Genomic DNA, 20877 nt, shown 5'->3' on the forward strand with positions numbered 1-20877 from the left:
GTCCTCGGTCGCCCCTCGGACCGGTCTGACCTGCTCTTTCCCGGGCGCCCGGGGTGTTTCACGTGAAACACCCCGGGCCGTTCGCCCACCACGTGAGACCGGCAGTCTGGACCCCTGCGCTGAGTCTGGAAAGATAGGCGCGACGATGACGTCGCCCCCAGGTCAGGGCCCGCAATAAGCACACTCCCCGCACATCCAAGGAGCCGGCAGATGCCCATCGCAACCCCCGAGGTCTACAACGAGATGCTCGACCGGGCGAAGGCAGGCAAGTTCGCCTACCCGGCCATCAATGTGACCTCCTCCCAGACCCTGCACGCTGCCCTGCGCGGCTTCGCGGAGGCCGAGAGCGACGGCATCATCCAGATCTCCACCGGTGGTGCGGAGTTCCTGGGTGGCCAGCACAACAAGGACATGGTCACCGGCGCGGTCGCCCTGGCCGAGTTCGCACACATCGTGGCCGCGAAGTACGACATCACGGTCGCCCTGCACACGGACCACTGCCCGAAGGACAAGCTGGACGGCTACGTACGTCCGCTGCTCGACATCTCCGCCGAGCGCGTGGCCCGCGGTCTCAACCCGCTCTTCCAGTCGCACATGTGGGACGGCTCCGCCGAGACCCTGGCCGACAACCTGGCCATCGGCCAGGAGCTGCTCGCCAAGGCCGTCGCCGCCAAGATCATCCTTGAGGTCGAGATCACCCCGACCGGCGGCGAGGAGGACGGCGTCACCCACGAGATCAACGACGAGCTGTACACCACCGTCGACGACACGATCCGCACCGCCGAGGCCCTCGGCCTGGGCGAGAAGGGCCGCTACCTGCTGGCCGCCTCCTTCGGCAACGTCCACGGCGTCTACAAGCCGGGCAACGTCGTCCTGCGCCCCGAGCTCCTCAAGGACCTCCAGGCCGGTGTCGCCGCGAAGTACGGCAAGGCCTCGCCGTTCGACTTCGTCTTCCACGGCGGCTCGGGCTCCACGGCCGAGGAGATCGCCACCGCGCTGGAGAACGGCGTCGTGAAGATGAACCTCGACACCGACACCCAGTACGCCTTCACCCGCCCGGTCGTGGACCACATGTTCAGCAACTACGCCGGTGTGCTGAAGGTCGACGGCGAGGTCGGTACGAAGTCCAAGTACGACCCCCGCACCTGGGGCAAGGCCGCCGAGGCGGGCATGGCCGCGCGCGTCGCCGAGGCCTGCGCGAACCTGCGCTCCACCGGCACCAAGCTGAAGTAGTCGCCCACAGCGAGCCGCACCGTTGGGCCCGGCCCCCGTCCCACGACGGAGGCCGGGCCCTTCGGCGTCCCCCTGGCAGGGGTGACGGCGGCGGTGGACGGTGACCGCACGATGGTGTGAAATGCCCCCGGCAGTACGTGCTGGGGGCATGTACGGACCGATCGGTCGGGGCGGGGAGAGGGCTGGTGCACATGAGGGCCGAACGCACGCAGGTGAAGCAGGACCGCGCCCTGCGAACCCGCCGGGCGATCCTGGAAGCCGCCGCCGTCGTGTTCGAGGACCGGGGCTACGGCGCGGCCAAACTGACCGACATCGTCCGGCTCGCCAACGTCACCAAGGGCGCGCTCTACTTCCACTTCGACTCGAAGGAAGACCTGGCGCAGGCCGTGATCGACGCCCAGGTCAGCCTGCACGCGCCGGTCACCCCGCAGGAGTTCAAGGCGCAGGAGTTCGTCGACGTCGGCATGGTCTTCTCGCACCGCCTCCGCCACGACGTGCTGATGCGCGGCAGCGCCCGGCTCACCCTGGAGCAGAACGGCCGGGAACTGGACCGGGCGGCGCCGTACCAGGGGTGGATCGATCTGCACACCGCCCTGCTGGTGCAGGCGAAGGAGCGCGGCGAACTGCTCCCGCACGTGGACCCGTCGGGGCCCTCGCGGCTGGTGGTCGGGGCCTTCGCCGGGCTCAACGTGATGTCGCAGACCCTCGGGTTCGACCTGGACCGGGAGGTCTCGGCGCTCTACACGAGCGTGCTGCCGAGCATGGTGGTCCCGGCCGTGGCGGCCCGGCTCGATACCGCGCCGGGCCGCGGCGCGAGGGTGCTGCACGGTCCGGACGAGGCCCCGCGGTGCGACTGTCCGAGCCCGGCCACGCCGATCCCGGCCGCCGCCGGCTGATCCGCGCGGCGGGGGCCCGGGGACCGGGACCGGGGGACCGGGGCCGGGCCCGGGGCGGTGCCGCGCCGGCCCCCGCGCCGCCGCGCCCGACCATGCGTGCCGCGACCCGCTCCGGGGACTCCGGCGGACCACCGCCCGCTCAGCGGCTGCGGCCCGGCAGACTGGGGGCATGTCCATTCACCAGAACCTGCTCGGGGGCCCCGCCCCCACCCACCTGCCCGACGAGCCGGGCCGCGAGGCCATCGCCGCCGGCACCCCCGCCGTCGAGGTGGCGGCCGCGCACCCCACATCGTCCCTCGCCTGGGCGATCCTCGCCGACGGGGCCTTCGCCGCCGGCAGCACGGTCGAGTCGTACGCCTATGCCCGTACGGGCTACCACCGCGGCCTCGACGCGCTGCGCCGCGCCGGATGGAAGGGCCACGGCCCGGTCCCGTGGGAGCACGAGCCGAACCGCGGCTTCCTGCGCGCCCTGCACGCCCTGGCCCGCGCGGCCGAGGCGATCGGCGAGAAGGAGGAGTACGAGCGCTGCTCGACCTTCCTGCGCGACTCGTCCCCGACGGCCGCGGACACGCTGAGCGCCTGAGCCCCTACGGCGGGGAGTGACACGCACCGAAGTTGTGTGGTCTGCGTCACTCTCCGCTGGAGCGCCGGCGCGCCGGTGTCCTATGCTGCGGGCAGGGGACCGGGGCTCCACTCACCTCACGGAAGGGGCGGACCGCTACCCGGAAGCACGTGTCGAGGAGACAGCGATGTCGAACACCCTTGATGCCTCCGGAGTCGGCGGGTCGGAAACCCCGAACCTCGACTTCGACGGCACGACCCCGTACGAGGACTACGTCCAGGCGGACGTTCTCACCCACCTCCAGCACCTGCGCTCGGACGACCCGGGCGAGATGGTCTTCCTGGTCACGACCCAGGTCATGGAGCTGTGGTTCACGGTCATCGTCCATGAGTGGGAAACCGCCGCGAAGGCCCTGCGCGAGGACCGCATCCCGGTCGCGATGGATGCGCTGAAACGTTCCCTCCGCGAACTGGAGGCCCTCAACGCCTCCTGGCGCCCGCTCGCCCAGCTCACCCCGGGACAGTTCAACGCCTACCGCGCCGCCCTCGGCGAAGGTTCCGGTTTCCAGTCGGCGATGTACCGCCGGATGGAGTTCCTGCTCGGCGAGAAGTCCTCCTCCATGCTGGTCCCGCACCGGGGCGCCCCGCGCGTCCACGCGGAGCTGGAGAAGGCCCTGCACGAGCCCAGCCTCTACGACGAGGTGCTGCGCCTGCTCGCCCGCCGCGGCCTGCCGGTCCCGGACGCCGTCCTGAACCGCGACCTGTCGCTGCGCTACGAGCCCTCGGCCGAGGTCGAGGCCGTCTGGACGGGCCTGTACGCCGCCCCGGACGACAACGAGACCCTGGACCTGCACCGCCTCGGCGAGGTCCTCACGGATGTAGCCGAGCTCGTCTGGCGCTGGCGCAACGACCACCTGGTCGCCACCCGCCGCGCGATGGGCGCGAAGACGGGTACGGGCGGCTCGGCCGGCGTGACCTGGCTGGAGAAGCGCGCGACGAAGAACGTCTTCCCGGAGCTCTGGACGGCCCGCAGCTATGTCTGACAACTCCACGGACATAGCGGCGGACCTCCGCAGCCGCGCGGCCGAGCTGGACGCCGCCGACGAGCTCGCGAAGCTCCGCGAGCGCTTCACCCTCCCCGACGGGGTCGTCTACCTGGACGGCAACTCCCTCGGCGCCCTGCCGGCCGGGGTCGCGGACACCACCGCCGACGTCGTCGCCAGGCAGTGGGGCGAGCTCCTCATCCGGTCCTGGGACGAGAGCGGCTGGTGGACCGCGCCCGAGCGGATCGGCGACAAGATCGCCCCGCTCATCGGCGCGGCCCCCGGACAGGTGGTCGTCGGTGACTCCACCAGCGTCAACCTCTTCAAGGCCCTGGTCGGCGCCGCCCGTCTCGCGGCACCCGGCCGGACGAAGCTGCTGGTCGACGCCGCCACCTTCCCCACCGACGGCTACATCGCGGAGTCGGCGGCCCGGATGACGGGCCTGACCGTCGTCCCGGTGGACCCCTCGCACGCGGCCGAGGCCATGGACGCGGACACCGCCGTGGTCCTCCTCAACCACGTCGACTACCGCAGCGGACGGCTCCACGACCTCCCCGCGCTCACCACGGCGGCCCGCGCCGCCGGGGCGATCACGGTCTGGGACCTGTGCCACTCCGCGGGGGCCCTCCCCGTCGGCCTCGACGCGCACGCCGTCGACCTCGCGGTGGGCTGCACGTACAAGTACCTCAACGGCGGCCCCGGCGCGCCCGCGTACCTGTACATCGCCGCCCGCCACCAGGCCGGCTTCGACTCCCCGCTCCCGGGCTGGAACGGTCACGCGGATCCGTTCGCGATGACCCCGGCCTTCGAGGCGGCCGCGGGCGCGACCCGTGGGCGCGTCGGCACGCCGGACATCCTGTCCATGCTGGCCCTGGAGTCGGCGCTCGACGCCTGGGACGGGGTGTCCGTCGAAGCCGTACGGGCCAAGTCCCTCGCCCTGACCGACTTCTTCCTCGCATGCGTGGCGGCGTACGTCCCGCAGGGCCGGGTCGAGTCGGTCACCCCGGCCGAGCACGGCCGCCGCGGGAGCCAGATCTCGCTGCGGACCGAGAACGCCCGTGAGGTCATGGGGGAGCTCATCTCCCGCGGCGTCATCGGCGACTTCCGCGCACCCGACGTCCTGCGCTTCGGCTTCACCCCGCTCTATGTCGGTTTCGCCGACGCCGAGCGTGCCGCGCGGACACTGGGTCACATTTTCAGGTGACTCGGTAGCGAAACGTCACATCACCGGGCGGGCGGGGCTACGGCTCCGTCCGCCCGGTCATATTCCGGGCCCCGCACGGAACGTCCTGTTCCAGACTGATACGGTCCCGCTCTGCCGGAACACCGGAACATCTGTCCCCGCTGTCCCACGCGTTACCGAGAGGTTGAGCCGATGACGGACCCCGCCGCAGTGGAACGGGACGCCGCGGAGGCCGCCTCGGCCTTCGCCCACCCGGCCGTGGCGCCGGACGTGACCGCCGCGTACGGGGAGCACCCCGACCATGTCGTCGACTTCTACGCCCCGCGCGGCGAGACCCAGGGGCCGGCCCCGCTCGTGGTGCTGCTCCACGGGGGCGCGTGGCGGGCCCCGTACGACCGGCAGCACGTCACGCCGTTCGCGGACTTCCTGGCCCGCCGCGGTTTCGCCGTCGCCAACGTCGAGTACCGGCGCGGCAGTTCGCTGCCGCACCAGAACGCCGAGGGGCCGGTCGCCGGGCGCTGGCCGGAGACCTTCGACGATGTCGCCGCCGCGATGGACGCCCTGCCGGGGCTGGCGGCCGACGCGCTCCCGCAGGCCGATGTCCGCCGCACGGTCGTCACCGGCCACTCGGCGGGCGGCCACCTCGCGCTGTGGGCCGCGGCCCGGCACGTGCTCCCGGCCGGCTCCCCGTGGCGGCTGCCCTCCCCGCCGATGCTGCGGGGCGTGGTGGCGCTGGCCCCGATCGCGGACTTCGCGGTGGCGGAGGAACTGGGTGTGTGCGGTGGCGCGAGCGCGCAGCTGCTGGGCGGGGCGGACCACTGGGACGAGCGGCTGCCGTACGCCGATCCGGCGGCGCTGCTGCCGACGGGGATCGCCACGGCGGTGGTCCAGGGCCGGGACGACATCGTGGTCCCGCAGCAGGTGGCCGAGGTGTATGTGGCGGCGGCCGCGAAGGCGGGGGAGATGGTCGGGCTGACCCTGCTGGACGCGGTCGGTCACTTCCCGCTGATCGACCCGGCGGCGGACGCGTGCGCGGTGGTCGCCGAGGAGATCTCGCAACTGGCCTGGTAGAGCCCGGCAGCCCGGCCCCTCGCCGCCCCCTGCGGCCGGGCCGGTGCTCAGCAGTCGTAGCGGTGGGCGCACGGGGTGTCCGGGCAGCTGCGGCAGCCGAAGAAGTGCATGCCGCCCAGGCCGCCCAGGCACATGCCGTGCCCGACCCGTCCACGGTGGCGGAGTCCGCCTCGGCCCGCCACGACGGGGTCGCGGCCCCCTCCTGGCGGAGGTCCCGGTCGTCCAGGGGAAGCCCGGCGGGGAAGACGAGGCCGGGCACGTCCCGTGCGTACAGCTGGACCACCGGGACCATGGCGACCGGTTCGGGCCCGGACGGGCGGGCTGAGCGGCGAGTGGTCCTAGCGATCCGGTTTGCCCGGGGCCAGGTGTTCCACCAGGTCCGCCAGGTCCTCGCAGACCTGCTCGATCTTCAGGCGGACGTTGTTCTGCTCCGTGACCAGGGCCGACAGCAGCAGCCCGGTCAGGGCCGCCGCGCCGTTGAGGCCCTGGAGGTTGATCATGATTTCGAGGAGGGTGTGGTGGGCGAACGGCCCGTCGTGGGCGGTCGCCGCAGCGATCGTCAGGACCGACACCAGCAGGGTGATCGGAGCGCTCCCGGCGAGCTGGAAGCGTACGGCCGCCCAGATGATCAGCGGGAAGACGAGGAAGAGCAGCGAGAGGGGGCTCCGGGTGGCCACGAGCGTGACGGCGACGGAGGCGACCGCCAGGGCCGTCACCTCGGCCGCACGGTAGCCCTCCCGGGGCCGCCGGACCATCACGAGCCTGCGCAGGACGAGCAGCACGGGGGTCAGCACCAGCACGCCCATCGCGTCCCCGGCCCACCAGGCCGCCCAGACCGGCCAGAACTGCGACGCCGGCAGGTCGCCGGTCAGCACCAGCGTGCAGGTTCCGATCGTCGCGCTGATCAGCATGGGCAGCAGGCCGCCCAGGAAGACCAGCGCCAGGGCGTCCCGCAGCCGGTCCATCTCGGTACGGAAACCCGCCCGGCGGAGCATGAGGTACGCGCACACGGGGGCGAGGACGTTCCCCGCGACGATGATCAGGCCGGGCGGATCGAAATCGGCGATCTGCTCGATGGTGAGGTACGTACCGAGCGCGATCCCCGGCCACGCCCGCAGGCCCAGCCAGAGCAGGGAGGTCACCGCGATGCCCGTCGGCAGCCACAGGGGTGTGACCTCGGCGTCGTTGACGACCACACGCTGGTACAGGCCGATCAGTCCGCCCAGGTAGTAGGCGACGGCGACGGCGAGGATCGGCAGCAGAGCTGCGGGCAGACGTCGCCATCCCTCGGTGCGCACCACAGCATCAGACAACAGCCCGGCGTCCCCGCGGGCCGTGACACGCGCTACGCAGTGTCTTGCGGATCGGGCCGGGCGTCATGGCTGAGCACGAGCACGGCGGCGTCATCCGCGTGGCCGGTGGAGTCGGCCACCTTCATCACCTCGGCGGCCAGCTCACCCGGATCGGCGCCCGCGGCCTCCCGCACCACCTTGGCCACCCGCTCCAGTCCCACCTCGATCGGGAACTTCGGACCCTCGACCACACCGTCGGTGAGCAGCACGATCGACCCCGCCTTCGTGAGCCGGCGGCGGGTCACCGCGTACCCCGCCCCGGGCATCAGGTTCAGGGGCAGGCCACCGTCCTCTTCGGCTATGCCGTACTCGCCGTCGACGGTGGCCCAGACCGACGGAACATGGCCGGCCCGGGCGGTCTCCAGCTCCCGTGTCTCCGGATCGAAGCGGAGCAGACTGCAGGTCGCGAAGAGGTCGCGGTCCATGGAGAGGAGCACCTCGTTGGCCCGGCTCAGCACCTCGCCCGGATCGACGACGACGGCCGCCACGGCGCGCAGGCAGATCCGTACCTGCCCCATGAAGGCCGCCGCCTCCACATCGTGCCCCTGGACGTCACCGATGCAGAAGGCGAGGGCTCCCTCGGGCAGCCGGAAGCCGTCGTACCAGTCGCCGCCGATGTCCAGGCCGTGCCGGGCGGGCGCGTACCGGGCGGCGGTCCGCAGGCCCGGCAGCGCGGGCAGCGAGGCGGGCAGCATCTCGCTCTGCAGCGCCTCGGCCAGGTCCACCCGGGCCTGCTGCAGCTCCACCCCGCGGCGGGCCTGGTCGGCGAGCCGCCCGAGCGTGCTGAGCAGGTCGGCGCTGGCCGCCCGAGGGGCACGGCGAGGAGTCACGGAACGCTCCGAGGTGCATCCATTCGTCCCTGCTTCCGCTGCGCGAAAAGCCCGTGGACATCATATTTCCGCCCACCCGGAACCCGCCCCCCGAGACCGGGCCCGCCCTGCGGGGGGCGTGCGGTGGCCCTGCGGGGGCCTACGGGGGCTTTGCGGCGCCCTGCGGTGGCTTACCGGGGCTTCAGCCCCACTGCTCGTCGGCCGGCGAGGTGACCGGCTGGCTGCGGCTTGCCGATGACGGCCAGGGCGATGAAGAAGCTGATCCGGCCGGTGTCTGCACAGCACTGACGGAGGGAGCGCACGGATGTGACAGGGGCCGGGACATTCTTTTCCCGGAAGCGCCGGAGGGGCGGCGGGCGCGGGTGCGCCTGCCGCCCCTCCGGGGGGACCGGGTGTCCGGGTCTCCTAGAGGAACGAGTTGATCTCGATCGTCTCGGTACGGCCGGGGCCGACGCCGATCGCGGAGATCGGGGCGCCCGACATCTCCTCCAGGGCCTTGACGTACGCCTGGGCGTTCGCCGGGAGGTCCTCGAAGGTCTTGGCCTTGGTGATGTCCTCGGACCAGCCGGGGAGGTATTCGTAGATCGGCTTCGCGTGGTGGAAGTCCGTCTGCGAGTACGGCAGCTCCTCGACGCGCTTGCCGTCGATCTCGTACGCGACGCAGACCGGGATCTGCTCCCAGCCGGTCAGTACGTCCAGCTTGGTGAGGAAGAAGTCGGTGAGGCCGTTCACGCGGGTGGCGTAACGTGCGATCGGCGCGTCGAACCAACCGCAGCGGCGGTCACGTCCGGTGGTCACGCCGCGCTCGCCGCCGATGCGGCGCAGGTCCTCGCCGTCCTGGTCGAACAGCTCGGTCGGGAACGGGCCCGCGCCGACTCGGGTCGTGTAGGCCTTGAGGATGCCGATGACGCGGCTGATCTTCGTCGGGCCCACGCCGGTGCCGGTGCAGGCGCCGCCGGCGGTCGGGTTGGACGAGGTGACGAAGGGATAGGTGCCGTGGTCGACGTCGAGCAGGGTGCCCTGGCCGCCCTCGAACAGCACGACCTTGTCCTCGTCCAGCGCGTTGTTGAGGATCAGGGTGGTGTCGGCGACGTACGGCTTGATCTGCTCCGCGTACTGGAGCATCTCCTCGACGATCTGGGCGGCGTCGATCGCGCGGCGGTTGTACAGCTTCGCGAGGAGCTGGTTCTTGCCCTCCAGCGCCGCTTCGACCTTCTGGATGAGGATCGACTCGTCGTAGAGGTCCTGGACGCGGATGCCGATGCGGTTGATCTTGTCCGCGTACGTCGGGCCGATGCCGCGACCGGTGGTACCAATCTTGCGCTTGCCGAGGAAACGCTCGCCGACCTTGTCGAGGGTGACGTTGTACGGCGTGATCAGGTGCGCGTTGCCGCTGATGAGCAGCTTGGAGGTGTCGATGCCGCGCTCGTTCAGGCCGCGCAGCTCGGAGAGCAGGACGGCCGGGTCGACGACGACACCGTTACCGATGACCGGGGTGCATCCGGGGGAGAGGATGCCGGAAGGGAGAAGGTGCAGTGCGTACTTCTGGTCGCCTACGACGACCGTGTGGCCGGCATTGTTGCCGCCCTGATAGCGCACCACATAGTCAACGGATCCACCGAGCAGGTCGGTGGCCTTTCCCTTGCCCTCGTCACCCCACTGAGCTCCGAGCAGCACAAGAGCGGGCACAGGCGTACACCTCTTCCGGATGGGGCATGTCCAAGGTCAGGGGGCGTACGACGATGTACACCGCAGGCTGAGCCGTCGGACCGGTACCCCGGAATAGACGAAGGCCCTGGCGCAATAGCGCAAGGGCCTCTTGCACAAAGATGCTACCCGAGGAAGGACCGAGGTGTCGGCTCCAGAGCCCACCATGAGCCAAGCGGGCGCGCCGGTAGGCGGCCTGCTCGTGCTCGTCGACCCGGTCGCCCGCCGTCTTGACGGCGAGTCCGTGCGGATCGCGAAGGATGTGTTGTCAGCGGGCGCGGCAGCGAAAATCTGCCTCCCGGATTCGCAGGAGGAATTTGCGCGGGCTCTTGCCCGCCGTGGTCATCGGCGGCTGGTGATCGTCGGCGACGACCGGGCCCTGGTGCGCGCCGTGGGGCTGCTGCACCGGGAGCGCGGGCTGGGGGAGGGACCCCTGGCGCTGGTTCCGGTGGGCCCGGTGGGGTCGCTGGGGCTGGCGAGGTCCCTCGGCGTGCCGCTTTCGGCCGTCGCCGCGGCCCGGGCGGTCCTCGACGGGACGGTGCGGAACTGCGACCTGCTGGTCGACGACAGCGACGGGGTGGTGCTCGGTGCGCTGCGGATCCCGCCGGTGCACGGGGTCCCGCGGTCCGCCGGGCCGTCGGTGTGGAGCGCGTACCGCTCGCTGGTCCGGACGCTGGTCCGGCCGGTGGCGGCGGCCGGCGGCGCGGCCACCGGCCGGCACCGGCTGCGGGTCGAGGCCGACGGGGTGCTGCTGGCGGACGTGGACCGGCCCGTGGAGGACGTCTCGGTTCGCACCCGGGACGACGGCGGTCCGGCGGAGGTCGTGGTCCGGACGGGCGGCGGCGGCTCCGCCGAATCGACGGTCACGGCCCGGGCGAAGACGGTGACGGTGTCGGGCGCGGACTTCCGCTATCGCGCCGACGCGGCGCTGACCGGCCCGGTCCGCCGCCGTACGTGGACCCTGCGTCCCGGGGCATGGACGCTCACCGTGCCCCGGTGACCACACCGGGTGCACGGGGTACGCCGGACGCACCGGATGCGCGGGACGCTCCCCTGCCACGGCAGCGGCCAGGGGTCCGGGTCGGGGTCCGGGTCCGGGTCCGGGTCGGGGTCCGGCGACGACGGATCAGGCGCCGACGTACGCCGCGAGGTGCTCGCCGGTGAGGGTGGAGCGGTCTTCCACGAGGTCGGTGGGGGTGCCCTCGAAGACGATCCGGCCGCCGTCGTGACCGGCGCCGGGACCGAGGTCGATGATCCAGTCGGCGTGCGCCATGACCGCCTGGTGGTGCTCGATGACGACGACCGACTTCCCGGAGTCGACCAGCCGGTCGAGCAGGCCGAGCAGTTGCTCCACGTCGGCGAGGTGCAGGCCGGTGGTCGGCTCGTCGAGCACGTAGATCCCGCCCTTCTCCGCCATGTGGGTGGCCAGCTTGAGCCGTTGCCGCTCGCCGCCGGACAGTGTGGTGAGCGGCTGGCCGAGGCTGAGGTAGCCGAGCCCGACATCGGCGAGCCGGGTGAGGATGCGGTGCGCGGCGGGTGTGTGCGCCTCGCCCGCGCCGAAGAACTCCTCGGCCTCGGTCACCGACATCGCGAGCACCTCGCTGATGTCGCGGCCGCCGAGGTGGTACTCCAGCACCGACGCCTCGAACCGCTTCCCCTCGCACTCCTCACAGGTGGTCGTGACCCCGGCCATCATCGCCAGGTCGGTGTAGATGACGCCGGCGCCGTTGCAGTTGGGGCAGGCACCCTCGGAGTTGGCGCTGAACAGAGCCGGCTTCACCCCGTTGACCTTGGCGAACGCCTTGCGGATCGGGTCGAGCAGCCCGGTGTAGGTCGCCGGGTTGCTCCGGCGCGAGCCGCGGATCGCGCCCTGGTCGATGGAGACCACGTCCGCGTCGGGGGAGAGCGACTTGTGCAGCAGCGAGCTCTTGCCGGAACCGGCGACGCCGGTGACGACCGTGAGCACCCCGAGGGGGATGTCCACGTCGACGTCGCGCAGGTTGTTCGCCGTGGCCCCGCGGATCTCCAGCGCGCCGGTGGGCGTGCGTACCGACGGCTTGAGCTTGGCCCGGTCGTCGAGGTGGCGGCCGGTGATGGTGCCGCCGGAGCGCAGCCCCTCGACGGTGCCCTCGTAGCAGATGGTGCCACCCGCGGTGCCCGCGCCGGGGCCGATGTCGACGACGTGGTCGGCGATCGCGATGGTCTCCGGCTTGTGCTCCACGACGAGCACGGTGTTGCCCTTGTCGCGCAGCCGCAGGAGCAGGTCGTTCATGCGCTGGATGTCGTGCGGGTGCAGGCCGATGGTGGGCTCGTCGAAGACGTAGGTGACGTCGGTGAGCGAGGAGCCGAGGTGGCGGATCATCTTGACGCGCTGCGCCTCGCCGCCGGACAGGGTCCCGGAGGCCCGGTCGAGCGAGAGGTAGCCGAGGCCGATCTCCACGAACGAGTCGAGGGTGAGCTGCAGTGCGGCGAGCAGCGGGGCCACCGAGGGCTCGGCGAGGCCGCGTACCCACTCGGCCAGGTCGCTGATCTGCATGGTGCAGGCGTCGGCGATGCTGATCTTCTTGATCTTCGAGGAACGGGCGCCCTCGCTGAGCCGGGTGCCCTCGCACTCGGGGCAGACGGTGAAGGTGACCGCCCGTTCCACGAAGGCCCGGATGTGCGGCTGCATCGCTTCCTTGTCCTTGGACAGGAAGGACTTCTGGATCTTGGGGATGAGGCCCTCGTAGGTGAGGTTGACACCCTCGACCTTGACCTTGGTGGGCTCCCGGTAGAGGAAGTCCTGCATCTCCTTCTTGGTGTACTTGCGGATCGGCTTGTCCGGGTCGAGGAAGCCCGACTCGGCGTAGACCCGCACGGTCCAGAAGCTGTCGGACTTCCAGCCGGGGATGGTGAACGCGCCCTCGGCGAGCGACTTGGAGTCGTCGTAGAGCTGGGTGAGGTCGATGTCGGAGACCGAGCCGCGGCCCTCGCAGCGCACGCACATGCCGCCGGTGCGGGAGAAGGTCGCCTTCACGGTCCTGGTCTTGGCGGCGCCGCGCTCGACCGTGATGCCGCCGCTCGCCCGGACGGAGGCGACGTTGAAGGAGTAGGCGCTGGGCGGGCCGATGTGCGGCTTCCCGAGCCGGCTGAAGAGGATGCGCAGCATCGCGTTGGCGTCGGTGGCGGTGCCGACCGTGGAACGGGGGTCGCCGCCCATGCGCTGCTGGTCGACGGTGATCGCGGTGGTGAGTCCGTCGAGTACGTCGACCTCGGGGCGGGCCAGCGTGGGCATGAAGCCCTGTACGAAGGTGCTGTAGGTCTCGTTGATCATCCGCTGGGACTCGGCGGCGATCGTGTCGAACACCAGCGAGCTCTTGCCCGAACCGGAGACCCCGGTGAACACCGTCAGCCGGCGCTTGGGGATCTCGATGCTGACGTCCTTGAGGTTGTTCACGCGCGCACCGTGCACGCGGATCAGACCGTGGCTGTCGGCGGCGTGCGGAGTCTGCGGAGTCTGGGGTGTCTGCGGTGTCTGGGGCGTCTGGGGTGCGGGCGACTTGGGGTCCGGCTGGGTGGCCCTGCTCATCGTGTCTCCATCTCTCGGGCGGGCCGCCTGCGCGGACTCCTGGGGCAGTCGGCGGCTAGGGCTTGCGGGGCTGGTTGAAGCGGAGCATGTTGCCCGCCGGGTCCCGGAAGGCGCAGTCGCGGACGCCGTACGGCTGGTCGACGGGCTCCTGCAGCACCTCCCCGCCGGCGGCCCGGATGTGTTCGAAGGTGGCGTCGACGTCGTCGGTGGAGAAGATCACGCCGCGCAGCAGGCCCTTGGCCAGCAGCTCCGCCATGGCCTGCTTGTCGGCCGCCGAGGCGCCCGGGTCGGCGAGCGGCGGTTCGAGGACGATCTCCACGTCCGGCTGCGTGGGGGAGGCGACGGTCACCCAGCGCATCCCCTCGAACCCGACGTCGTTGCGGACCTCCAGGCCGAGGATGTCGCGGTAGAAGGCGAGCGCCTTGTCGTGGTCGTCGACTGCGATGAAGCACTGCGAGAGGTTGATGTCCATGCCGTCGACGCTACGAGGAGGGTGCGGATTTCGCTTCTCCGATCCTGACCGGTCGCGTGAGGATCTTGGCGACGCACGCCGGGATCGCCGCGCCGTCGTCGTGGCTGCGGGCCCGGTAGGCGCTGGGGGTCTCGCCGACGAGCTCGGTGAAGCGCGAGCTGAAGGACCCCAGCGAGGTGCATCCGACGGCGAAGCAGACGTCCGTGACGCTCATGTCGCCGCGTCGCAGCAGCGCCTTCGCGCGTTCCACGCGGCGGGTCATGAGGTAGCTGTACGGGGTCTCCCCGAAGGCGGTGCGGAAGCTGCGGGAGAAGTGTCCCGGCGACATGAGGGCGACGTTGGCGAGTGCCTGAACGTCCAGCGGCTCCGCGTACTCGCGGTCCATCATGTCCCGGGCGCGGCGCAGCCGTACCAGGTCCTCCAGGTTCATGCGTTCCAGCATGGCACGCATGAGGTGTCCCGTCTGCGGGTATCGGTGCTTCCGGATCCGATCACCCTGTGATCGGCCGGCCCGCACCCGCTCGGGCCGGTTCAGGCCGGTTCGGGCCCGATCAGGCCGGTTTCGGCCCGCTCAGCCGAGGCCGATCGCCGCCTTGTGGACCCGCCAGCGGTCCATCAGGCCCAGCATCTCGCCCTGCATGAACTCGAAGAAGGCCGCCGTCTCCGCGACGCGCGCCCCGGCGGGAGAGTCCGTGCCGAGGGTGGCCGCGCCCTCGCGCAGGGTCTTCTCCCACAGGGTCAGGACCTGGTCGCGGCGTGTGAAGGTCTCGTACCAGAGCTCGTTGTGCAGGACGTACCGGTCGCGGCGTGAGCCCGGTTCGCGTTCGCGGCTGACCATGTTGACCTGGGTCAGGTAGGACACGGCGCCCGACACCGCGGCCGGGCTGATCTGCAGGGCCTCGCCCAGCTCCGCCGAGGTCATCGCGCCGCCGTCGCTGGCGAGCAGCTGGGCGAAGACGCGCGCGGCCATCCGCTGCATCCCGGCCTCGGTCAGCTGCGCGGCGAACCGCTCGACGAAGCGGGAGACGGCGTCGCCGTCCCGGGCACCGGCCGCGGTGCCGGTATCGGTGCCGGCCTCGGTCCCCGCGTCCACATTCACCATGTCATCTGCCACCTTCCCGACTTTACGCGATTCCTGAGATTCTCAAGCTTCACAAATTTGTGAAAGTAACGTACGTTCGGAAGTATGACGAAGGCAATCAGCGTTGCCGGCCTCCACAAGGCATTCGGCCGCACCCGCGCCCTGGACGGACTCGATCTCGCGGTCACCACCGGCGAGGTCCACGGATTCCTCGGCCCCAACGGCGCCGGCAAGTCCACCACCATCCGGGTCCTGCTGGGCCTGCTGCGCGCCGACTCCGGCACCGCCGAGCTCCTCGGCGGCGACCCCTGGGCCGACGCGGTCGCCCTCCACCGCCGCGTCGCCTACGTCCCCGGAGACGTCACCCTGTGGCGCAACCTCTCCGGCGGCGAGGTCATAGACCTCTACGGACGCCTCCGCGGCGGCCTCGACCGGACCCGGCGCGCCGAGCTCGTCGAGCGGTTCGAGCTGGACCCCGCCAAGAAGGGGCGCACGTACTCCAAGGGCAACCGGCAGAAGGTCGCCCTCGTCGCCGCCTTCGCCTCCGACGTCGAACTGCTCGTCCTCGACGAACCCACCTCCGGCCTCGACCCGCTGATGGAGGAGGTCTTCCAGGACTGCGTCGCCGAGGCGCGTGCCGCCGGACGCACCATCCTGCTCAGCTCGCACATCCTCAGCGAGGTCGAGGCCCTCTGCGACCGGGTCAGCATCATCCGCAAGGGCCGCACCGTGGAGACCGGCACCCTCGCCGAACTCCGCCACCTCACCCGTACGTCGATCAGCGCCGAGCTGGCCGGCCCGCCGAACGGCCTCGCACACCTGCCGGGCGTGTACGACGTCCAGGTGCAGGGGCTGAAGGTCCGCCTCCAGGCCGACACCGACAAGCTGGACGCGGTACTCCGCTCCCTCACCGCGTCGGGGGTGCGGTCGCTGACCTCGACCCCGCCCACCCTCGAAGAGCTCTTCCTGCGCCACTACGGCGAAGAGGCGTCCCGATGAAGAACCAACTGGCCGGCACCGGGGCGCTGCTGCGGCTCGCGCTGCGCCGCGACCGCGTGATGATGCCGGTGTGGACCCTGGTCACCACCCTCATGGTGGTGAGCATGCCCGGCTCGCTGGGCAGCGTGTACGCCACCGCCGCCGAACGAGCCCGGGCCGCCGCCTCGATGAACGCCAACGGCTCGATGCGCGCCCTGTACGGACCGGTCTTCGGTGATTCGCTCGGCGCCCTGACCGCCTGGCGGGGCGGCGTCTACGCCGCAATCCTCGCGGCCGCCATGAGCCTGATCATCGTCGTCCGGCACACCCGTGAAGAGGAGGAGACGGGCCGTCAGGAACTGCTCTCCGCCGCGATGGTGGGGCGGCGGGCCCCGCTGACCGCCGCCCTGCTCGCCGCCCTCGTGGCCGACGCCTGCGTCGCCCTGCTCGTGGCAGGCGGTCTCGCGGGGTAGGGCGCGCCCGGCGCGGTCGCTCTCGGCCTGACCGTCGCGGCCACCGGCATGCTCTTCGCCTGCACCGCCGCCATCGCCGCCCAGCTGACCGGGAGTGCCCGCGCCGCCAAGGGGATCACCGGCGCCGTGCTCGGCGCCGCCTTCGTCCTGAAGGCCGCGGGCGACGCGGGTACGGAGGGCGGGCGGTCGGCCCTGACCTGGGCCTCGCCGCTCGGCTGGGTGGAGAACGTACGGGCCTTCGCCGCCGAACGCTGGTGGGTGCTCCTCTTGTTCGCCGCCGCCGCCGTCACGGTGCAGGCGGGCGCCGCGTACGCCCTGGCCGGGCGCCGTGACCTGGGCATGAGCTTCCTGCCGTCGCGGCCCGGGCCGGCCGAGGGGCGGCTGGGCACGGCGGGTGCGCTGGCCTGGCGGCTGCAGCGCGGCAGCGTACTGGGCTGGAGCGCGGGCTTCCTGATCGCCGGTGTCGTCTTCGGCGGGATGGCGGACGGCGCCGCGGACCTGGTCGGTGACAACGACCGGACCCGCGAGATCATCGAGCGGATGGGCGGCGGGCAGAGCGGGTCGGGTGCGCAGGGTGCGCTCACCGACGCCTTCCTCGCCACGATGGCCGGCATGTTCGGCATGGTCGCCGCCCTGTACGCCGTCTCGGCGGTACTGCGCCTGGGCGGTGAGGAGTCGGGCGGCCGCGCGGAGCCCCTGCTCGCGAACGCGGTCGGCCGGCTGCGCTGGGCCGGCGGCCACCTGGCCGTGGCCTTCGGCGGCTCGGCGCTGATCCTGCTGCTGGCGGGCCTCGGTCTCGGCCTCGGGCACGGCCGGGAGCCGGGCGCGGCGATCGGCGCCACACTCGCCCAGCTCCCGGCGGTGTGGCTGATCGGGGCGCTGGCGGCGCTGCTCTACGGCGCGGTCCCGCAGTACGCGGCGGCCGCCTGGGCGGTGGCCGGGGGCGCGCTGGCCCTGGGCTGGGTCGGCCCGGCGCTGAACCTCCCGCAGGCCGTCCTGAACCTCTCGCCCTTCGCCCATCTGCCCCGGCTCCCGGGAGCGCAGGCCCTGGACCCGGCCCCGCTGCTGGCCCTGACCGCCCTGGCGGTGGCCCTGACGGCGGCGGGCCTCGGCGCCCTGCGCCGCCGCGACATGATCACCTAGATGCCGGCCGGCGGAGACTGCGCTAGAACTCCACCAGCAGTTGCTCCAGCCCCCGGATGACGTACCCGTCCCGCCACCGCGGCTCCTCGACGAGCCGCAGCGGCGGGACCCCGTCCGCCAGCAGCGCCCCGAACGAGGCCTCCAACTCCCGCCGGGCCAGCGGCGCCCCGAGGCAGTAGTGGATCCCGGCCCCGAAGGTCAGGTGCGGGTTGTCGGCTCGTACGAGGTCCAGCGCGTCGGGATTGTCGAAGCGCTCGGGATCCCGGTTCGCGGACCCGAAGAGCAGCGCGACCTCGGCCCCGCGGGGGACGACGGTGTCACCGATCCGGATGTCGTCGAGCACCCAGCGTTCGAACATCTGGAGGGGAGTGTCGTACCGCATGAGTTCATCCACAGCTGTGGACAACTTTTCGGGATCGTGGCTCGCACGGAGCGCGGCGAGCTGCGCGGGATTGCGGAACAGCGCCCACCACCCGTTGACGGTCGTGTTGACGGTGGCCTCGTGCCCGGCGTTCAGCAGCAGCACACAGGTGGAGATCATCTCCTGCTCGCTGAGCCGCCCCTCCTCATCGTGGGCGGCGATCAGCCCGGAGATCAAATCCTCCCCGGGGCGGCTCCGCCGCTCGGCGATCAGCCCCCGGAGGTAGGCGCTGAACTCCACGCTCGCCCGCACCGCGCGCCGCGCCGTCTCCTCGTCCGGCCGGAGCTCGAACATCCCGCAGATGTCCGCCGACCAGGGCCGCAGCAGCCCCCGGTCCGCCTCGGGCACGCCCAGCAGCTCCGCGATCACCGCCACCGGCAGCGGTTCGGCGACGACGGTGAGCAGATCCCCGCCCCCGTCCGCCCGCAACCGCCCCACCAGCTCCCCGGCCAGCCGCTGCACCGCGGGCACGAGCCGTTCCACCGTCCGCGGGGTGAAGGCCTTCGCCACCAGCCTGCGCACCCGCGCGTGCGCGGGATCCTCCAGGTCCAGCAGGCCGTTGCCGTTGAGCACGTGGAAGGGCTCGTGCTCCGGCGGCGGCGCCTCGCGGCCGAACTCCTCGTGCGAGAACCGGTGGAGATAGGTCCGTCCCAGCCGCCGGTCCCGCAGCAGCGCACTCACATCGGCGTAGTGCGGCACCAGCCACTGCCCGGTGGCCTCCCACCACACGGCCCGCCCCTGCTCCCGCAACTCCCGGTACGCCGGGTACGGATCGGCGACGAACGCGGCATCCCACGGATCAAAACCCATCCCCGCACCCTAAAGGCAGCCGGGCCCGATCAGGCGGGTGTCACCAAGCGGGTCTCGTACGCGTACACGGCCGCCTGGGTCCGGTCCCGCAGGCCCAGCTTCACCAGGATCCGGCTCACATGGGTCTTGATGGTGGACTCGGCGACGACCAGCCGGTCGGCTATCTCCGCATTGGACAGCCCCTGCGCGATCAGTACCAGCACCTCCGTCTCCCGCTCCGTCAGCTCCCCCACGCCTGCCGGGTCGGCCAGCCTGCGGGCCTCGGAGATCTTCGAGAACTCCACGATCAGCCGCTTGGTCACCGAGGGCGCCAGCAGGGCCTCCCCGGCCGCCACCACCCTTACCCCGTCCGCCAGCTGACGGGCCGACGCGTCCTTGAGCAGGAACCCGGAGGCCCCGGCCCGCAGCGCCTGGTACACGTACTCGTCGAGGTCGAAGGTCGTCAGGACCAGAACCTTCGCGTCCGTGTCGGCGGCCACGATCTCCCGCGTGGCCTCCAGCCCGTTCATCCGCGGCATCCGGATGTCCATCAGCACCACATCCGGCCGCAGCACCGCCACCTGCTCGATGGCCTCCCGGCCGTCGACCGCCTCGCCGACCACCTCGATGCCGTCCATCGCGTTCAGCAGAACGGAGAACCCCTCGCGCACCATCACCTGGTCGTCGACGATCAGGACCCTGATCGTCATACCGTCCCCTCCCGCGGCTCCGGCGCCGGCTCCGCACGGTGGGGCACCGGTATGAACACCGCCACCTCGTACCCGCCCGCCGCCGTCCGTCCGGCCGTCATCTCGCCCTCCAGCATGGCCACCCGCTCCCGCATGCCGGTGATCCCGTGCCCGGCCCCCGGCGAGGGCCGCGCGTCCCCGGTCGCCCGGTCGTTGACGACCCGTATGCCCAGGCCGCCCAGTACGTACGAGACCTCCACCTCGGCCGAGGCTCCCGGCGCGTGCCGGAGCGTATTGCTGAGGGCCTCCTGGATGATCCGGTAGGCCGACAGCTCCACGCCCTGCGGCATTTCCCGCACCGAGCCCGTGATCGTCTTCTGCACGCTCAGGCCGGCATCCCGCACATTGGCCAGCAGCCCCTCCAGCGAGGCCAGCGTCGGCTGCGGGGCGTCCGGGGCCTCGTAGTCCGCGGAGCGCACCACACCCAGCACCCGCCGCAGCTCCGTCAGAGCCGCCACCGCGTTCTCCCGGATGGTGACGAACGCCGCCTCCAGCTCCGGCGGCGGGTTCTTCACCCGGTACGGCGCGGCCTCCGCCTGGATCGCCACCACCGACATGTGGTGGGCCACCACGTCGTGCAGCTCCCGCGCGATCGTGGTCCGCTCCTCCAGCAGCGTCCGCTTGTCCCGCTCGACGGCCGTGACCTCCTGCTGGGCGCTCACCTCGGCCCGGGCATCACGGCGTATCCGGATACTGCCGGCGATCACCAGGGCGAAGGCCGAGGTCACCGCCATCTCGGGCAGGTTCGACCCCCAGTGGCCGTTGAACAGGATGGAGATCGCCGATCCCAGCACGAGGGTGAGCGTCCACATCCAGGCCGCCACCCGGGGTCCGGTCCGCAGCGTGACGAGGAACATGACCACGATGTACGCGAAGAAACTGCTTTCGGTCCAGGGCCAGTTGTGGCCCCCGCCGATGCCGGCCGTCACCACCGTCATCGCGATGGCCGCCCACCACGCGCCGACCGGCCGCACCAGCGTCATCAGGACCGGGGCCGCGGACAGCATCGCCATGGCGATCGGCCCCAGGTCGCCCCAGGCGGCCGACTGCGTGTTGAGCGCGGTCAGCCCGACGAGGAAGGACAGCATTCCCACCGCCGCATACCGCCGCCACGGCGCGTACCGGCGCAGCACCCCGGGAAGCCGGCGCACGAAGCGCCCGGAGGTCTCCGCCAGGGGCAGCGGCCGGTAGGCGAAGGCATCGGTGACGAGGTCCCGGCGAAGGGTCGCGATCACCTCAGATGCCAGTCGGAACTCAGGTGCCCGGGATGTCCCCCCGGTGGTCGTCTCGGTCATGCACACACCGTAGGTCTGTACCGCCCTCGTCC

Annotated in this window: 18 protein-coding genes and 1 pseudogene; 9 read left to right on the forward strand and 10 right to left on the reverse strand. The window is 71.8% G+C overall.

Annotated elements, in window-relative coordinates; all coding sequences use genetic code 11:
* Positions 1–210: 210 nt before the first annotated feature.
* From fbaA to ACFY04_RS06565, 6 genes are all read left to right on the forward strand, one after another.
* On the forward strand, positions 211–1233 hold the full coding sequence (gene fbaA, locus ACFY04_RS06540) for a class II fructose-bisphosphate aldolase (protein WP_389114524.1): 1023 nt from the start codon (positions 211–213) through the stop codon (positions 1231–1233).
* 191 nt (positions 1234–1424) lie between these two features.
* Positions 1425–2129, forward strand: coding sequence for a ScbR family autoregulator-binding transcription factor (locus ACFY04_RS06545; protein WP_389114526.1), 705 nt, complete (start codon positions 1425–1427; stop codon positions 2127–2129).
* A gap of 169 nt (positions 2130–2298) precedes the next feature.
* Entirely contained in the window at positions 2299–2712 is a 414-nt protein-coding gene (locus ACFY04_RS06550) for a DUF3151 domain-containing protein (protein ID WP_389114527.1), read from the forward strand.
* A 166-nt stretch (positions 2713–2878) separates the two neighbouring features.
* Positions 2879–3733 carry a tryptophan 2,3-dioxygenase family protein gene (locus tag ACFY04_RS06555; protein WP_389114529.1) on the forward strand — a complete coding sequence of 285 codons (855 nt, stop codon included), beginning with the start codon at positions 2879–2881 and terminating at the stop codon, positions 3731–3733.
* The gene (gene kynU, locus ACFY04_RS06560) at positions 3726–4937 is read left to right on the forward strand and encodes a kynureninase (protein WP_389114531.1); all 1212 of its coding nucleotides are present in this window, start codon (positions 3726–3728) and stop codon (positions 4935–4937) included. Before ACFY04_RS06555 ends, kynU begins: the two co-directional genes overlap by 8 nt.
* A 171-nt stretch (positions 4938–5108) precedes the next feature.
* Positions 5109–5987: an alpha/beta hydrolase gene (locus ACFY04_RS06565; RefSeq protein ID WP_389114533.1), complete on the forward strand. Its 879-nt coding sequence runs from the start codon at positions 5109–5111 to the stop codon at positions 5985–5987.
* 338 nt (positions 5988–6325) lie between these two features.
* Here ACFY04_RS06565 and ACFY04_RS06570 read toward each other — a convergent pair whose 3' ends face one another.
* The 3 genes from ACFY04_RS06570 to ACFY04_RS06580 form a co-directional block, all read right to left on the reverse strand.
* A complete protein-coding gene (locus tag ACFY04_RS06570; RefSeq protein ID WP_389114534.1) occupies positions 6326–7288 on the reverse strand; it encodes an MASE1 domain-containing protein in 963 nt (320 codons plus the stop codon).
* 44 nt (positions 7289–7332) lie between these two features.
* Positions 7333–8169 carry a PP2C family protein-serine/threonine phosphatase gene (locus ACFY04_RS06575; protein ID WP_389114536.1) on the reverse strand — a complete coding sequence of 279 codons (837 nt, stop codon included), beginning with the start codon at positions 8167–8169 and terminating at the stop codon, positions 7333–7335.
* Between the two features lie 405 nt (positions 8170–8574).
* Entirely contained in the window at positions 8575–9858 is a 1284-nt protein-coding gene (locus ACFY04_RS06580; protein WP_189971896.1) for an adenylosuccinate synthase, read from the reverse strand.
* A gap of 184 nt (positions 9859–10042) precedes the next feature.
* On the opposite strand from ACFY04_RS06580, the gene ACFY04_RS06585 reads away from it, so the two are divergent.
* Positions 10043–10876: a diacylglycerol kinase gene (locus ACFY04_RS06585; RefSeq protein WP_389114537.1), complete on the forward strand. Its 834-nt coding sequence runs from the start codon at positions 10043–10045 to the stop codon at positions 10874–10876.
* Positions 10877–11002: 126 nt separating this feature from the next.
* On the opposite strand, the gene ACFY04_RS06590 is transcribed toward ACFY04_RS06585, so the two are convergent.
* The 4 genes from ACFY04_RS06590 to ACFY04_RS06605 all read right to left on the reverse strand — a co-directional run bounded on the left by ACFY04_RS06590 (position 11003) and on the right by ACFY04_RS06605 (position 15018).
* The gene (locus ACFY04_RS06590; RefSeq protein WP_389114538.1) at positions 11003–13444 is read right to left on the reverse strand and encodes an ATP-binding cassette domain-containing protein; all 2442 of its coding nucleotides are present in this window, start codon (positions 13442–13444) and stop codon (positions 11003–11005) included.
* A 55-nt stretch (positions 13445–13499) separates the two neighbouring features.
* Positions 13500–13916: a VOC family protein gene (locus tag ACFY04_RS06595; RefSeq protein WP_314242755.1), complete on the reverse strand. Its 417-nt coding sequence runs from the start codon at positions 13914–13916 to the stop codon at positions 13500–13502.
* A gap of 10 nt (positions 13917–13926) precedes the next feature.
* Positions 13927–14346: a helix-turn-helix domain-containing protein gene (locus tag ACFY04_RS06600; RefSeq protein ID WP_030755782.1), complete on the reverse strand. Its 420-nt coding sequence runs from the start codon at positions 14344–14346 to the stop codon at positions 13927–13929.
* Between the two features lie 141 nt (positions 14347–14487).
* Positions 14488–15018 carry a GbsR/MarR family transcriptional regulator gene (locus tag ACFY04_RS06605; RefSeq protein ID WP_389114836.1) on the reverse strand — a complete coding sequence of 177 codons (531 nt, stop codon included), beginning with the start codon at positions 15016–15018 and terminating at the stop codon, positions 14488–14490.
* 84 nt (positions 15019–15102) lie between these two features.
* Here ACFY04_RS06605 and ACFY04_RS06610 point away from each other — a divergent pair, with 84 nt between their 5' ends.
* Together ACFY04_RS06610 and ACFY04_RS06615 are read left to right on the forward strand one after the other, a co-directional pair.
* Complete coding sequence (locus ACFY04_RS06610; protein WP_389114539.1) at positions 15103–15996, forward strand: ATP-binding cassette domain-containing protein; 894 nt, start codon at positions 15103–15105, stop codon at positions 15994–15996.
* A pseudogene (locus tag ACFY04_RS06615) lies at positions 15993–17591 on the forward strand (ABC transporter permease). The gene ACFY04_RS06610 and the pseudogene ACFY04_RS06615 overlap by 4 nt, the downstream one beginning before the upstream one ends.
* Positions 17592–17613: 22 nt before the next feature.
* On the opposite strand, the gene ACFY04_RS06620 reads toward ACFY04_RS06615, so the two are convergent.
* The 3 genes from ACFY04_RS06620 to ACFY04_RS06630 are packed head-to-tail and all read right to left on the reverse strand — an operon-like array spanning position 17614 to position 20845.
* Positions 17614–18822: a cytochrome P450 gene (locus ACFY04_RS06620; RefSeq protein WP_389114541.1), complete on the reverse strand. Its 1209-nt coding sequence runs from the start codon at positions 18820–18822 to the stop codon at positions 17614–17616.
* 29 nt (positions 18823–18851) lie between these two features.
* Positions 18852–19511, reverse strand: coding sequence for a response regulator (locus ACFY04_RS06625; protein WP_373038009.1), 660 nt, complete (start codon positions 19509–19511; stop codon positions 18852–18854).
* Positions 19508–20845 carry a sensor histidine kinase gene (locus ACFY04_RS06630; protein WP_389114542.1) on the reverse strand — a complete coding sequence of 446 codons (1338 nt, stop codon included), beginning with the start codon at positions 20843–20845 and terminating at the stop codon, positions 19508–19510. Before ACFY04_RS06630 ends, ACFY04_RS06625 begins: the two co-directional genes overlap by 4 nt.
* Positions 20846–20877: the final 32 nt, after the last annotated feature.

The sequence above is a fragment of the Streptomyces sp. NPDC001549 genome (assembly GCF_042894025.1).
Classification (GTDB): domain Bacteria; phylum Actinomycetota; class Actinomycetes; order Streptomycetales; family Streptomycetaceae; genus Streptomyces; species Streptomyces kutzneri.

Bases quoted from the DNA above. Each gene is read 5' to 3' on its own strand.
- ACFY04_RS06620 (WP_389114541.1), bottom strand. From the start codon at position 18,822: ATGGGTTTTGATCCGTGGGATGCCGCGTTCGTCGCCGATCCGTACCCG.
- ACFY04_RS06590 (WP_389114538.1), bottom strand. From the start codon at position 13,444: ATGAGCAGGGCCACCCAGCCGGACCCCAAGTCGCCCGCACCCCAGACG.
- ACFY04_RS06585 (WP_389114537.1), top strand. From the start codon at position 10,043: ATGAGCCAAGCGGGCGCGCCGGTAGGCGGCCTGCTCGTGCTCGTCGAC.
- ACFY04_RS06605 (WP_389114836.1), bottom strand. From the start codon at position 15,018: ATGGTGAATGTGGACGCGGGGACCGAGGCCGGCACCGATACCGGCACC.
- ACFY04_RS06555 (WP_389114529.1), top strand. From the start codon at position 2,879: ATGTCGAACACCCTTGATGCCTCCGGAGTCGGCGGGTCGGAAACCCCG.
- ACFY04_RS06550 (WP_389114527.1), top strand. From the start codon at position 2,299: ATGTCCATTCACCAGAACCTGCTCGGGGGCCCCGCCCCCACCCACCTG.
- ACFY04_RS06595 (WP_314242755.1), bottom strand. From the start codon at position 13,916: ATGGACATCAACCTCTCGCAGTGCTTCATCGCAGTCGACGACCACGAC.
- ACFY04_RS06630 (WP_389114542.1), bottom strand. From the start codon at position 20,845: ATGACCGAGACGACCACCGGGGGGACATCCCGGGCACCTGAGTTCCGA.
- ACFY04_RS06625 (WP_373038009.1), bottom strand. From the start codon at position 19,511: ATGACGATCAGGGTCCTGATCGTCGACGACCAGGTGATGGTGCGCGAG.
- ACFY04_RS06610 (WP_389114539.1), top strand. From the start codon at position 15,103: ATGACGAAGGCAATCAGCGTTGCCGGCCTCCACAAGGCATTCGGCCGC.
- ACFY04_RS06545 (WP_389114526.1), top strand. From the start codon at position 1,425: ATGAGGGCCGAACGCACGCAGGTGAAGCAGGACCGCGCCCTGCGAACC.
- kynU (WP_389114531.1), top strand. From the start codon at position 3,726: ATGTCTGACAACTCCACGGACATAGCGGCGGACCTCCGCAGCCGCGCG.
- ACFY04_RS06600 (WP_030755782.1), bottom strand. From the start codon at position 14,346: ATGAACCTGGAGGACCTGGTACGGCTGCGCCGCGCCCGGGACATGATG.
- ACFY04_RS06565 (WP_389114533.1), top strand. From the start codon at position 5,109: ATGACGGACCCCGCCGCAGTGGAACGGGACGCCGCGGAGGCCGCCTCG.
- fbaA (WP_389114524.1), top strand. From the start codon at position 211: ATGCCCATCGCAACCCCCGAGGTCTACAACGAGATGCTCGACCGGGCG.